This is a genomic window from Bacillus sp. NTK034 (assembly GCF_017303275.1).
In the GTDB taxonomy this organism is placed as follows: domain Bacteria; phylum Bacillota; class Bacilli; order Bacillales; family Cytobacillaceae; genus Cytobacillus.
Map to the genome: position 1 here is coordinate 1,069,058 of NZ_JAFKOJ010000001.1, position 13,623 is coordinate 1,082,680.

12 protein-coding genes are annotated in these 13,623 nt (G+C 41.2%); 9 read left to right on the forward strand and 3 right to left on the reverse strand.

The features are described 5' to 3' along the window. Window positions 1–14: 14 nt before the first annotated feature. The 8 genes from JI665_RS05320 (at window position 15) to JI665_RS05355 (ending at window position 10,270) form a co-directional block, all read left to right on the forward strand. Window positions 15–1,160 carry an exonuclease SbcCD subunit D gene (locus JI665_RS05320; protein WP_206837214.1) on the forward strand — a complete coding sequence of 382 codons (1,146 nt, stop codon included), beginning with the start codon at window positions 15–17 and terminating at the stop codon, window positions 1,158–1,160. Next, window positions 1,157–4,291, forward strand: coding sequence for an AAA family ATPase (locus tag JI665_RS05325; protein ID WP_206837218.1), 3,135 nt, complete (start codon window positions 1,157–1,159; stop codon window positions 4,289–4,291). The genes JI665_RS05320 and JI665_RS05325 overlap by 4 nt, the downstream gene beginning before the upstream one ends. Before the next feature lie 65 nt (window positions 4,292–4,356). Continuing rightward, complete coding sequence (locus tag JI665_RS05330; protein ID WP_206837221.1) at window positions 4,357–5,034, forward strand: diphthine--ammonia ligase; 678 nt, start codon at window positions 4,357–4,359, stop codon at window positions 5,032–5,034. Between the two features lie 32 nt (window positions 5,035–5,066). Then, on the forward strand, window positions 5,067–5,441 hold the full coding sequence (locus JI665_RS05335) for an SET domain-containing protein (RefSeq protein ID WP_061791647.1): 375 nt from the start codon (window positions 5,067–5,069) through the stop codon (window positions 5,439–5,441). A gap of 67 nt (window positions 5,442–5,508) precedes the next feature. After that, on the forward strand, window positions 5,509–6,240 hold the full coding sequence (locus tag JI665_RS05340; RefSeq protein WP_244671078.1) for a TIGR02206 family membrane protein: 732 nt from the start codon (window positions 5,509–5,511) through the stop codon (window positions 6,238–6,240). Further along, window positions 6,237–7,040, forward strand: a complete 804-nt coding sequence (coaW, locus tag JI665_RS05345; RefSeq protein ID WP_206837225.1) for a type II pantothenate kinase — start codon at window positions 6,237–6,239, stop codon at window positions 7,038–7,040. The genes JI665_RS05340 and coaW overlap by 4 nt, the downstream gene beginning before the upstream one ends. A gap of 76 nt (window positions 7,041–7,116) precedes the next feature. Continuing rightward, window positions 7,117–8,994 carry a selenocysteine-specific translation elongation factor gene (gene selB / locus JI665_RS05350; RefSeq protein WP_206837228.1) on the forward strand — a complete coding sequence of 626 codons (1,878 nt, stop codon included), beginning with the start codon at window positions 7,117–7,119 and terminating at the stop codon, window positions 8,992–8,994. Between the two features lie 289 nt (window positions 8,995–9,283). After that, the gene (locus tag JI665_RS05355; RefSeq protein WP_206837233.1) at window positions 9,284–10,270 is read left to right on the forward strand and encodes a LysM peptidoglycan-binding domain-containing protein; all 987 of its coding nucleotides are present in this window, start codon (window positions 9,284–9,286) and stop codon (window positions 10,268–10,270) included. A 59-nt stretch (window positions 10,271–10,329) separates the two neighbouring features. On the opposite strand, the gene JI665_RS05360 is transcribed toward JI665_RS05355, so the two are convergent. Beyond that, a complete protein-coding gene (locus JI665_RS05360; RefSeq protein ID WP_206837235.1) occupies window positions 10,330–10,521 on the reverse strand; it encodes a CsbD family protein in 192 nt (63 codons plus the stop codon). A 235-nt stretch (window positions 10,522–10,756) separates the two neighbouring features. Here JI665_RS05360 and JI665_RS05365 point away from each other — a divergent pair, with 235 nt between their 5' ends. After that, window positions 10,757–11,311: a M15 family metallopeptidase gene (locus JI665_RS05365; RefSeq protein WP_206837239.1), complete on the forward strand. Its 555-nt coding sequence runs from the start codon at window positions 10,757–10,759 to the stop codon at window positions 11,309–11,311. 62 nt (window positions 11,312–11,373) lie between these two features. On the opposite strand, the gene JI665_RS05370 is transcribed toward JI665_RS05365, so the two are convergent. Both JI665_RS05370 and JI665_RS05375 read right to left on the reverse strand, forming a co-directional pair. Then, window positions 11,374–12,423 (reverse strand): M42 family metallopeptidase, encoded by a 1,050-nt coding sequence (locus JI665_RS05370; RefSeq protein ID WP_206837242.1) that lies wholly within the window; start codon window positions 12,421–12,423, stop codon window positions 11,374–11,376. A gap of 108 nt (window positions 12,424–12,531) precedes the next feature. Beyond that, a complete protein-coding gene (locus tag JI665_RS05375) occupies window positions 12,532–13,617 on the reverse strand; it encodes an AI-2E family transporter (RefSeq protein WP_206837245.1) in 1,086 nt (361 codons plus the stop codon). Between the last annotated feature and the right edge of the window lie 6 nt (window positions 13,618–13,623).

Below are 13,623 nucleotides of genomic sequence, written 5' to 3' on the forward strand. Positions count from 1 at the left end.
AGAGGGTGTAAGATATGAAATTTATCCATACCGCTGATTGGCATTTGGGCAAGCTGGTCCATGGTGTATATATGACCGAAGATCAGCGTCATTTTTTGCATCAATTTATTGATGTGGTAGAGGAAGAAAAGCCGGATGCAGTCGTCATTGCAGGAGACTTATATGACCGGTCCGTACCTCCGACTGATGCTGTAGAATTGCTGAATGAAATTCTATTTAAAATAAATGCAGAGCTCAATACACCTGTTGTTGCCATAGGCGGAAACCATGACAGCGCTGAAAGACTGTCCTTTGGAAGCTCCTGGTATAAACAAAGCAAGTTCTACCTGTCTGGAAAACTGGTAAATGATTTTAAGCCCATACATATTAATGGTGTGAATTTTTATCTGGTTCCATATGCTGAACCTGGAATGGTAAGACATTTGCTTGATGATGACCGTGTGTACTCCCATGATGATGCAATGAAAGCGATTGTGAGCAGAATTGAAGAGAACCTGAACCCAAATGAACCGAACGTTCTTGTCGGACATGCTTTTGTACTGGGCGGTGCTACCAGTGATTCGGAGAGGACACTCTCTGTCGGAGGATCAGGCTGTGTCCATTCAAGCAGCTTTGATCCTTTCTCATATACCGCACTTGGACATTTGCATAGTCCTGATGCCATAAAGCATGACAAGATCCGCTATTCAGGCTCCCTATTAAAATATTCTTTCTCAGAAGCTAAACAGGAAAAATCCATTTCTATTATAGAAATGAAGGAAAATGGGGAATTTGACTTGCGTACCCGTTCATTAAAGCCCAAAAAAGACTTGAGAGAGATCGAAGGGCATCTGGATGAACTGATGGATCCGGCTTTCTATGAAAAACAGAACCTTGATGACTATCTGAAAATCACCCTTTTTGATGAAGGTGCATTGCTTGATCCAATTAATAAGCTGAGACAGGTCTACCCGAATGTTCTTCACCTTGAAAGAAGAATAGCCGTTACAGATATGAAGAAAAAAAGCTCCTTCCTATCGATGAAGGAAGAAAAAAAGTCGGAGAATGATCTGTTTAAACAATTCTATGAACAAATGACCACTTCCGAATTTACAGAAGATAAACAGCAGGTTATGACCGATGTGATCGAAAGAGTGCTGAGAGAGGAAGCGCTGAAATGAAGCCATTAAAATTAACGATGCAGGCGTTCGGCCCTTACGCAGACAGTGAAAGCATTGATTTCACCGAGCTCGGAAACCGAACCATGTTTGTCATCTCCGGAAAGACAGGTTCAGGAAAAACCACTATTTTTGACGGCATAAGCTATGCGATTTACGGAAAGGCAAGCGGGGAGGATCGAAATGGTCCAGAACTTCGAAGCCAGTTTGCGAAAAATAATACACTAACCGAGATTTCCCTCGAATTTATTTTAAGAAATAAAAGGTATTACATTGCAAGGTCTCCTCAGCAGGAAAAGAAAAAAGAGCGCGGCGATGGCACGACAACAGTAAGCGCCAAAGCAGAACTGTATATGTATGATGAAAATGGAGAGCAAAAGCTCCTGGCTTCAAATGTGAGGGATGTTGATGAAAAGATAAAAGAAATTATGATCATTGACAGCAATCAGTTCAGGCAAATTCTGATGATTCCCCAGGGAGAGTTCCGAAAGCTCCTTACTTCTGAAAGCAAGGATAAGGAAATCATTCTTCAGCGGTTATTCCATACTCAAATATACAAACGCATAGAAGAAAAACTAAAAGAAGATGCAACTGAATTAAAAAGAACGGTAGAGGAACAGGTAAAACTGAGAGATCAGTATTTTAATCAGGTGCAGGCTGTATATAGCGAGGAGCTGAAATCTTACCTCGAAGCAGGAAGTGTCAATGACACCCTGCTCCTGCCGCTTCTTGCAGAAGAAATCAAGGAGATGGCAAGTGGTCTTGATGAACTGACAGAAGAAGGAAAGAAGAAGAAGGAACAGAGAGATCATCTTCAGCAAAAGATCTATGAAGCTGAAATGGTGCTCAAACAGTTGAAGACGAAAGAAGAGTTAAAGAAAAGGAAAGAAGAGCTGGAAGGGCTAAGAGACCAATATACTGCAAAAGAGAATGCCATTGTACTTGCTCATAAAGCAGCCCTGCTCAATCAGCAGGAGCAACTCTGTCATGAATTGAAGAAAGATCTGAATGCAGCAAATGCCGACCTTCATGAGCTTCAGAAAAATATTGGCACTCTTGAAACCTTCCTAAAAGAAAAGCAAGTTAAATGGGAATCTGAAAAGAACCGCGAGGAAGAAAGAAAACAGGCTGCCGAACAGGTTAATCACCTGCAAAGTATGAAAGAGGACATTCATTCTTATGCAAAAGTGGAAAAGCAGGTCCGCTCTCTTGAAAAAAATCTTGAAAACCTCCGGCTTCAAAAAAAACAGAAAGATGAAGCCTATCAAAAAGCTGATCTGCAAATAAAAATACTGGCTGAAGAAAAGCAGGACATTGAAAAGAGTAAGCTTGCACAGATTGAGAATGAACGAAACCTGGAGAAACTGACAGACGAAATAGAACGGCTTCATAAATATGAAGAGCTGCATAAAGAGCATCAATTATTATTGGATGCATGCAGCAATAAGAAAAATTATTTTGAACAGACTTCATACAGGCTGAATGATGCCAAACTGCTTGTGGAGGAACTGGAGGGCAAGTGGCTTCACGGACAGGCATCAATCTTAGCAGACAGGCTCCAAAACGGGGAAGCATGCCCAGTCTGCGGCTCAGACCACCATCCAAATCCGGCTGTATCGCCACATGATATTCCGGATGAAAAAGACCTGAAGGAAGCAAAGAAACAGGCAGCCCAAATTGAAGCTGAGAAAGCAAAAGCTGAGTCGGCATTTTATGAAGCCCAGTCCCGCATGAATTCCAGCGAGAGTGGATTGGCTGAAATAAAAGCCCAAATACAAAAACAGCGTACTGATTTTAAACAGGAAAGTTTGCTTGTGCTGAAAAATACACTTGCCGATCAAAAAAAGGATCTTCTTACACGTCATGCTGAACTGAAGAAGAAATCTTCAAGGCTGGAAAACTGTACTGCTGAGTTAGAAAAAACACAGCAGATGAAAGAAGCTCTGGCTGCAGAAATAGACCGGCTGCAAGACCAAATTAGTGACGCAGCCATTATGCATGCGGAAAAGAAAAGCAACTTGGTGAGGATGACGGATGCAATTCCTGAAAACCTGAGGTCTATTGAAGCTTATGAGTCAAATTTGAATAATGCGGCTGAAAAAATTGAAACTATGCAAAGACAGCTGGAAACAGCCCAGCAGAATTATCAAGATGCAAAGTCGGCCCATATCGCAGAACAGGCAAAGCACGAGACACTCCAAAAGCAGGCTGTTAAAATCGAGCAAAAGCTTGCAGACGAAAGGCAGAATTTTGTGCAGCGCATGAAGGACCAGGGCTTTGAAGTCTACGGAGTATACCGTGATGCCAAAAAATCAGAAGATCAAATCAGGCATCTTGAAGGTGAAGTAAGGAAATATCGGGAAGAAGTCCGTTCTGTACAGGATCGATACGATGAGCTGATGCAGGTTTTAGAGGGGATTGAAAAACCTGATCTGGAAAGCTTGCAGGTATCATTACAAGAAACAGATGATCAATTGAAACTGATGCAGGATCAATATACAAATCTGTTTATGAAGAAGAAGCAAAACGAAGATACAATGCAAAAAATTACAGAAATAAATGAAAATATGAAAGCCCTTGAGGAAAGGTACAAAGTAATCGGGCACTTGTATGAAATTTCAAAAGGGCAGAACACTTATCGAATTACTTTTGAACGATTTGTCCTGGCGGCCTTTTTAGATGATATACTGAGGGAAGCCAACGGACGTTTATCAAAGATGACCAGCGGAAGATATATGCTGCTTCGAAAAACAGACCGGTCAAAGGGTAACGCACAAAGCGGCCTGGAATTGCTTGTGTTCGATCAATACACTGGACAGGAGAGGCATGTGAAAACTTTATCTGGCGGAGAAAGCTTTAAAGCCGCGCTCGCACTTGCTCTTGGCCTGGCAGACGTGGTGCAGCAATACGCAGGAGGGGTATCCCTTGAGACAATGTTCATTGATGAAGGATTTGGGACACTTGATCCCGAATCATTAGATCAGGCAATAGAAGCATTGATCGAAGTCCAAAGCAGCGGAAGGCTTGTAGGCATCATCTCTCATGTTCCTGAGCTGAAGGAAAGAATTGATGCACGTCTGGAAGTAACTGCAAGCCAGACAGGAAGCCGAACACAGTTTCAATTTTTAAATTAGGAATAAGGGGAAAAAGGATAGACCATCTTTCCTTTTTCCCATACTATTAAAGTTGGTGATGACTGTTGAAGAAGAAAGTCGTTTTATCTTGGAGCGGAGGCAAAGACAGCTGCCTGGCTCTGGATGTGCTGATAAAAAAGGGGTTTGAGGTTGCATGCCTTCTTACAACGGTTCCGCAGGAGATTGGCAGAACCTTCGGGCATGGTGAAAAAAAGGAATTAATTCAGCTTCAGGCAAAAAGCTTATCCATACCTGCAGAGTTTATTTATTGTACTTTTGAAGATTACTCAGAACGTTTCGTGAGTGATTTAAGAAAAATAAAAAACACATATGGGGTTACAGGCATTGCATATGGGGATCTTTACTTGGATGGACACCGCGAATGGGGAGAAAAAACAGCAGCTGATGCAGGATTGGATGCAGTATATCCTCTATGGATGGAGGAGAAAGATAGTCTTAAGGCATTAAAGGCATTTGTGGAATCAGGCTATAAAGCGAAAGTCATACGTGTCCGGGAAGATGTATTGGACAGCTCCTGGCTGGGCAAGGAACTTAATCAAGACTTTGTAAGCAAAATTGAAGCAAAACCTGTATGTCCAATGGGTGAATCAGGTGAGTATCATACGTTTGTTTATGACGGTCCGCTATTTTCTAATAGCATTCAGCTGGACTCTCCTGAAGTGATTCAGCTTGAAACCACAAATAAATTGGAATTTGTCGAGTTTAGGCTCGCTGAAAAATAAAACGTCATTGACGAGAATGTGCAGGTAACGAAATGATTGAAATTAAGACATCAGCAGTAAGCGATGGCGAACATAATAGAGGAGTCTTTGCTACTCGCGATATTAAAAAGGGTGAACTGATTCATGAGGCCCCGGTCCTTCCTTATCCAAACAAAGAGCATCAGCATATTGAAAAAACGGCTCTAGCTGATTATGCGTTTGAATACGGGAAAAATCACAGTGCTATCTTATTAGGCTATGGGATGCTTTTTAACCATTCCTACAAGCCAAATGCAGTATATGATATCAATTTTGACAACCATACCTTTGACTTTTTCGCCTATAGAGATATTAAAGCAGGTGAAGAGGTTCTGATTAATTATAATGGGGAAGCAGATAATGATGATCCCCTTTGGTTTAATAAATAATTTAATTGGAGACTGATTCTTTCCCTGGCCCGGAGAGCAGTCTCCAGCCCGGAAGGGAGAGAATAGTTTGTCCAGAGTATTTTCTCATGATTATAAAGCCTTCCCTTTTATGGTTTTTTCCGCACCTCATATTGCCATGATTGTCTTATTTGCCGCAGCAGCCGTACTTTTATTCATATTCAGAAAAGTTTTATACCGGCTTGATCAAGAATTCAGGCTGTATATGTTTCTATTGCTTTTTACTTTGGAACTCCTTTACCATTTCTGGCTTTATCATGGCGGGAGATGGGATATTTCCTTCACTCTGCCGCTTCAGCTTTGCTCCATAAGCTTAGTTCTTTGCTTGTTATTATTAGCATCGAAATCTAAGACTGTCTTCCAGATTGTCTATTACATTGGCGTCACAGGGGCATTAATGGCCATTCTGACTCCTGAGCTGTTTCTAGGCTTTCCTCATTTTCGCTATTTTCAATTTTTTATTACTCATAATCTAATCGTTTGTACCTGCCTTTATTTCGTGTTTGTTCATCAATTCAGGCCAACAGGAAAGGGTTTGTTCCAATCATTTACCTTCCTGAATTTCTGTGCAGCGGCGGCATTTTTCGCAAACAAGCTAACAGGAGGAAATTATATGTTCCTTTCCCGTAAGCCGGAAAATCCATCATTAATAGATTACTTTGGACCTTACCCTTATTACATAATAACACTGGAAATTGCGGCAATATTCCTGTTTTCATTATTGCTGCTGCCATTCAAAATGATTGGAAAAGATAAAGCTGGAAAGGCGGAATCTGCTTGAAACCTGCTAAAATAGGAATTGATGCTGGAGGTTCTCTGCTGAAAATGGCTTTTGATGAACATGGTCAAATTCATTACAAAAGATATTCAATTGATGAACTGGATAGTTCTCTGAAATGGCTGAGGATGATTGCTGGTGATGCGCCAATTGCCCTGACAGGCGGGAAGGCTGAATACCTTAAAAATGAGTTTTTTCAAAATGCCCGGATTGTTCCTGAATTTGAGTCTAGCGGTATAGGTGCATCCTATTTGATGAAGCAAGATGGTTTATCTTATGAAAAATTTCTCTTAATAAGTATAGGCACAGGAACTTCGATTTGCCTGAACAGCGGCGGGAGAATCTCAAGGGTGTCCGGGAGCGGAATCGGCGGTGGCACATTGATGGGCCTGGGGAGATTGCTGACAGGTGAAAAAGATTTTTCCGCGTTTGTTTCGCTGGCAGGCAGCGGGAAAGCAGAGAATGCAGATTTAATGGTTAAAGATATATACGCACCATTCAATTCACCGATAGATGGCAGCCTGACTGCCAGCAATTTTGGGAAATTTAAAGATGATCATGTAAGCAAGGAAGACAAAGCTGCCAGTTTAACAAACATGATTGCAGAAACAATTGTGCTCCTAAGCACTCAGGCAGCAGTTCAGCACCGGATTGGCGATATTATTTATATAGGAAGCACGGTTCAGCATAATGAACCGTTAAAGCACCTTTTAAAGAAGTATACCGCCATGCTTGGCAAGAATCCTGTCTTTATTCAAAATGGGGCGTATTGTGGAGCTATAGGTGCGATGCTGTCTTTATAAAACCAGATGATTGAAAGATTCTTTTTTTCAGGATACAGTGGAAAAAGAATGCAAAAAGAAGCAGGTGGCAGATTTGATGAAAAGATACTTTACAATCGGTATGGCCGGCCATATCGATCATGGAAAAACTACATTGACAAAAGCATTAACAAATGTGGATACAGATAGGCTTAAAGAAGAAAAAGAAAGGCAAATATCCATAGAACTGGGATTTGCCCCTTTACATGAAGATGAGGAAATTCAAATTTCAGTAGTGGATGTACCGGGTCATGAGCGTTTTATCAGGCAAATGATTGCAGGTGTTGCAGGAATAGACTTAGTCATTCTGGCTGTCGCAGCAGATGAGGGTGTTATGCCGCAAACAAGAGAACATTTGGAAATTCTCGATTTTCTGGGGATCCGAAATGGCATTGTCGCCATAACAAAAATTGACCGTGTGGACGAAGAGTTCGCCAGCCTTGTTAAAGAGGAAATTCTTGAGGAACTGAAAGGCACTGTTTTTGAAGGTGTTCCATTTATTTTAACAGATAGCCTGTCAGGCAAAGGGATTGAAGAGTTAAAGGGTTTGATTATTCATACGCTGAAAGAACAGGACACACGGGATGCAAAAGGTGCATTCCGCCTTCCAATCGATCAGGTCTTTACGGTGAAAGGCCAGGGAACTGTAATCAGAGGCACTGTTTATGAAGGAAAAGTCGAAGAAGGACAGCTTCTGAAAATCATGCCAACTGGTATCGAGACCAGGGCACGCCAGCTGCAGGTACATCATCAGCCTGCAAAATCGGCATTTGCAGGGCAAAGGGCAGCCATTAACCTTTCGGGTGTTTCGAAGGAGGATATTGAGCGGGGCGAGGTCCTTGTATCGTCTGAGCATTTCAGCGTCACGAAAACCATTGATGTAGCTGTAAGGATGGTGGTAGATTTAGAGCATATCGTCAAACAGAGAATGCCGATCAAATGCCATATTGGTACAGCTGAGGTCATGGGTAAAATCGTCTTTTTTGACCGTAATGAATTATCCAATTCAGAAGGAGAAATTCTCTGCCAGCTGCGTTTAGAAGAGGAAGTCGTCGCCAAAAGGGGAGACAGGTTCATTTTAAGACGACCGAGTCCCCAGGAGACCATTGGCGGGGGCTGGGTGATTGATCCGAACGGTGAAAAATACCGGTTCGGCCAAAAAACCATTGAGGAATTAAGCAGGAAAAAAGAAGGGACACCGAACGATCGCATAAAAGCTGCGTTGTCAGAAAATAAGGTGCTTTCGCTTTCGGAGGTTACAGCAAAAACCTCGCTGGATGAATTGACGGTTAAGGAAATACTTCAAGAAGAAGATTTCCTGAGAATTAACAGTAAGGAATTCACTTTATTAGCCATCAAAGAGGCAATAGAAGAAGAAATAGCTGACCGCCTGAATGAGTTCCACCTGGAAAATCCAATGAAGCAAGGGGCCAATAAAGCAGAATTGCTGCAGGCAATGCAGAATAAATATCCTAAAATGCTGGTTGAATTTGTCTTAAATTCAGGGATTGAAAAAAGTGCATTTCAAAGAAAAGGACAGTTTTTACAGAATAATGGTTTTTATCCTCATGTACCGAAAAGCTGGCAAAAACGCACTGACAATCTTCTTGCTGAATTAAAAAAAGATGGCTATAAAGTAAAGCCTTTTGATGAGTATTATGCTTCCGCCGGGATTCCTGAGAATCTCAAAGGCGATTTAAAACGATATTTAGAAGACCAGGAAATCGTCGTACCGCTGGATGCACAAAACTATTGGCATGGTGATCATTTTAGAGAAGCGGTAGAAGAACTAAAAAAGAGCACAGATGCTGAATTTGAAGTGGGCCATGCAAAGGAAGTATTGGGTCTTTCCAGAAAGTATATGATTCCATTTCTTGAAAAGCTTGATTCTTTGGGTATTACTCGCAGAGCAGAAAATAAGAGAATATGGATTTAAAGAGTTTTCTTTAAATAGATCAGCTTAAGAATGCTGATCTATTTTTTGTTTAGAAAGAAAAAAGTTTAATTAGAATAATCTGAAATATGATGAAAAACGACCCGGTTTCTTCTGATAGTTTGGAAATTACCACCAATAAATGCAGGATAAATTTACTACAATTTAACCACTCGAGGCAATACTATGAAAATATGGTTGATTATGCCTATTAGCCCATTATTTTCAGATAGGATTTTACTAGAATTATTACTAATATTAGGTTGTCAAAGAAATTTAAGGAGTGTACAACTTGAAGAAACAACTACTTACAATGGCTGCGACAGCTGGTTTTTTGATTACACCGTTCAATGGAGAAGCAAGTGCTCATGAAAATAAATATATAGTTCAGTCTGGCGACACCTTATGGGGAATCTCCCGCTCTAACAATCTTTCAATTGAAGAGTTAAAGACATGGAATCATATATCAGGATCGATAATTTACAAAGGACAAGCTCTGACTCTGCTCGCACCGCACAGCCATGACGCTTCAACAGGCGGGTCTTCTAGCAGTACTGTCAGCTACACAGTGAAATCAGGCGATACTTTATGGGGAATTGCAAGAACACATGGCTTTTCCGTCAGTACACTAAAAAGTTTAAACGGAATCAGCAGTGACACGATATATCCAGGTCAAAAGCTAAAAGTAAAAGGTTCGGTTAACACTGCTGCACCTTCTGCTCCTGCAAGCACTGGATCTTATACCATCAAAAGAGGCGACACTCTTTCAGGTATTGCATCTCGCCATAACTTATCGGTTTCACAACTAAAGGCAATGAACAGCCTTTCTTCTGACTTGATTTATGCCGGCCAGACTCTAAAAGTAACTGGTACGGCATCAAGCAAGCCGGCAGAATCACAGGTAGCAGGGCAAACGACATCAAAGGTGAATGAACTAATCGATGAAGCAAAGAAATACATTGGTTCACCTTATGAATGGGCAGGAAGCACACCTGCCGGATTCGACTGCAGCGGCTACCTGAATTACGTATACGGTAAAGCAGGAATTTCTATTCCTCGTACTGTAGCATCCATTTGGAGCGCGACAAAACATGTAGCAGCACCAAAAGTGGGCGATTTGGTTTTCTTTGAAACATACAAGTCCGGCCCATCACATGCGGGAATTTATCTTGGCAATTACAAATTCATTCATGCCGGTTCATCACGCGGTGTAGAAATCAGCGATATGAATAATTCATATTGGAAGCCTCGTTATTTAGGGGCGAAAACGACTTTTTAATTAATTAAACTGCTCATGGAAAAGTACTCAACGCAATTAAGCTGCGTTGAGTACTTTTATTAATCTCTGCGATCATTGAAAGTCTTCGACAGTGCTTCTTTTGCATCTCCCCATTTTTCCTGTGCCTGTCCTTTTAATTTATCCATATTGCCTTCAGCTTCTTTGGATTCATTATTGGTCAGCTTCCCGTATTGCTTTTTAAATTCACCTTTTAATTGATCCGCATTGCCGTTTGTTTGATCTTTGTTCATAATTATTTCCTCCTCTGTTGACTTTCTATTTTGCATACCCAAAACCTATTTTCCAAAACAAATAAATAAATTTTTTCTTTCTGGCAAAGGGATTTATTTCGCTTATCCAGCTGTAAGGATTGACTTCCTATTGTAAATGATGGAATTCATTCTCTTATAAGGTGAAGTTTCGATAAAGTCTTGTTAAAATAAGAAGGATCTATCTGCGGAACCCTCAAAGAAAGGAAAATAAACCTTGCTTTTTAGACAATTAAGAAGACTTGTTGTTTTATTATTATTCATATCAACTATCGGACTTTTGTTCTATCAATATATTCATTTTATAGAAGAACCTGACTTAACAGAAGTTCCACCGCCAGCTGCTCTGCACCCTGCCGTTGCAGAAAAGAAAGAGGAACTTATTGCTCAGGCTGCTGACAAAGGCATTAACGTAGTCATCACCCAGGATTTCAGAAGTATAGAAGAACAGGATGCCCTATACGAAAAAGGGCGCTCAGTGGAGGGGAATATTGTTACGCATGCTAAAGGGGGAGAGTCTTACCATAATTTCGGTCTGGCGATTGATTTCGCCCTGATGTCGGTAGATGGCCAGGTTATCTGGGATATGCAGTATGACGGCAACGGCAACAGTAAGTCGGATTGGATGGAGGTCGTTGATATGGCAAAGGATCTTGGTTTTGAATGGGGCGGGGATTGGACACAATTCAAGGACTATCCTCATCTTCAAATGGACTTTGGGCTCTCCATCTGGGAACTGCAAAGAGGCAAGAGGCCGCCTGGAACTGAATGATAATACAAAGAACCTGCACTCATGGGTGCAGGTTCTTCTTTCTTTCTTTCTTTCTTTCTTTCTTAAAGTACCATTTCTGACTGTACATAGTGATAAAGCAGCTTAGCTGTATTTTCAATTGAATCCTTATGTGTACGCTCGAATGCATGGGAGGAATCAATCCCCGGTCCGATTAAGCCATGTACGATATCATGTCCGGCACGGATGGCTGCCGATGCATCAGATCCATAAAAAGGATAGATATCAAGCTTATACCCAATTCCGTTATCCTTGGCAAGTTGAACCAGACTCTTTCTTAGTTCATAGTGATAAGGACCGCTTGCATCCTTAACACAGATGGAAACTGTATACTCATCAGTCGATTGGCCATCGCCCATAGCCCCCATATCAACAGCCAGGTATTCCACAGTCTCCGGTGTGATATTGGAATTGCCGCCATAGCCGATTTCTTCATTATTTGAGATAAGGAAATGGGTCGTGTACGGCAGTTCAATGTTCTCAGACTTCAGCTGTTTAATCAGCTGAAGAAGGATTGCGACACTTGCCTTATCGTCCAGATGGCGTGATTTAATGAATCCTGCCGGTGTCGTCTGCACCCGCGGATCAAAGGAAACAAAGTCCCCAACTTCAATGCCCAGTGCACGGACATCCTCTGCATTATGAACTTTTTCATCAATGCGGACTTCCATGTTGTCCTGGTTTCTTTCAGCTTTCCCGGCATCTTTATATACATGAACAGAAGTTTGATGCATCAGGATGGTGCCGGTAAACTTATTGCCTGAAGATGTTTCGATTTCGCAATATTCGCCTTCAATGGAGTTATATTTGAATCCCCCAATCAGGTCAATCTTCAGGCGGCCGCTAGGCTTAATTTCTTTCACAATCGCTCCAAGGGTATCAACATGGGCAGTCAGCATCCGGTGACGAGTTTGGTCTTTACCGGGAATGGAAGCAATTAGCCCTCCTTTGCGGTTGCGATTTGTTTCAACATTAAGCTCATTCAAAAACTTTTCCACATATGTAATCACTTCATTTGTATTACCGGATGGGCTTGGAATAGAAACGATTTCTTTTAGTAAGTTAATGGTTTCTTTTGTATTTGGGTATGCCATTTAAAAATCTCCTCTCGAATTATTCGCGCGCAATTCTTATTATACTGTTATTTCTTGGGATAAGCATTCCCAAGAAATAAAAAACTGCCAGAACGGCAGTCGGTCACTTTATATTTCTTCTGAGAGCAAGCTTTTCCTTGTTCTTAAACGGTAAAATCTTCTAAAGTCTTTTACAAGTACCTTAACGACGGAATAGAACGGTATGGCAATGAGGATTCCGATAAAACCATAGATTGATCCTGCAGCCATTAAGATAATGATGACTGTAAGCGGATGGAGGTTAAGCCTTTTGCCCATCACATGAGGGGAAACGAGATTACTTTCAAGCAGCTGAACAGCGATAAGCACCAGTACTATTTTTAATACCATTCCGGGACCTTGCAGTAAACCGATGAAGATGGCAGGTATAATGCCAAGTACCGGACCAAGAAATGGCACGACAGTAAGGAACATCGCAAAAAATGCTAATATTAATGCATATTCCAAACCTATTATCTTATAACCCAAATACATTAACACACCATCTACGACTGCCACAATAAACTGGCCGCTAACATAGGAAAACAAGGTCTTATCAATATCTCCGAGAATTTTATTGCCTTCTTCCTCGTGTTTATCAGGCAGGTATTTTAACAGAAAAGGCCGTAGCTTGTGGTCATCCTTAAGGAAGTAGAAAAGAATAAAGGGCACCACAACCAAGACAGTGACAATGCTTGTAATGGTAGAGAAGACCTTCATCACGTTCTCGCCAGCGCCTGATAAAATGGTCTCTAAAAAGTTCAAGGCTTTGTTTTTGACTTGGTCATAAGAAAACATGCCCATATTGTTATTTTCAACCACTTTCTCCGTTTCATCCGATAAATCTTCCATCTTTGCCGGCAGGTTTTCGCTTAGTTCAGTAACCTGGCTGCCAATCAAATTGCCGATTGCATTAAATCCTAAATACCCTGCACCCATCACCAATGAAAAAATGACAATTATACTGGCTGTTTTGGGTAAAGACCTGGAAACCAGTCTAACCAGTGGCCTCAATATGTAGTAAAGAATACCGGCGATCAATACCGGAAAGAAAATGGTGGCAACCAAAGCTTTAATTGGCCATAGGAAGTAATCAATCTTACCAAGCAGAAAAATGATGATTAATACGGTAATAGTGCCTGCTGCATATTTAAAAAATGGTTTATTGATCCACATTCATAT

What these genes read in the sequence shown, in the direction of transcription:
- JI665_RS05375 (WP_206837245.1), bottom strand. Translation starts at nt 13,617, where the DNA reads ATGTGGATCAATAAACCATTTTTTAAATATGCAGCAGGCACTATTACC.
- JI665_RS05320 (WP_206837214.1), top strand. Translation starts at nt 15, where the DNA reads ATGAAATTTATCCATACCGCTGATTGGCATTTGGGCAAGCTGGTCCAT.
- JI665_RS05325 (WP_206837218.1), top strand. Translation starts at nt 1,157, where the DNA reads ATGAAGCCATTAAAATTAACGATGCAGGCGTTCGGCCCTTACGCAGAC.
- JI665_RS05335 (WP_061791647.1), top strand. Translation starts at nt 5,067, where the DNA reads ATGATTGAAATTAAGACATCAGCAGTAAGCGATGGCGAACATAATAGA.
- JI665_RS05370 (WP_206837242.1), bottom strand. Translation starts at nt 12,423, where the DNA reads ATGGCATACCCAAATACAAAAGAAACCATTAACTTACTAAAAGAAATC.
- JI665_RS05360 (WP_206837235.1), bottom strand. Translation starts at nt 10,521, where the DNA reads ATGAACAAAGATCAAACAAACGGCAATGCGGATCAATTAAAAGGTGAA.
- selB (WP_206837228.1), top strand. Translation starts at nt 7,117, where the DNA reads ATGAAAAGATACTTTACAATCGGTATGGCCGGCCATATCGATCATGGA.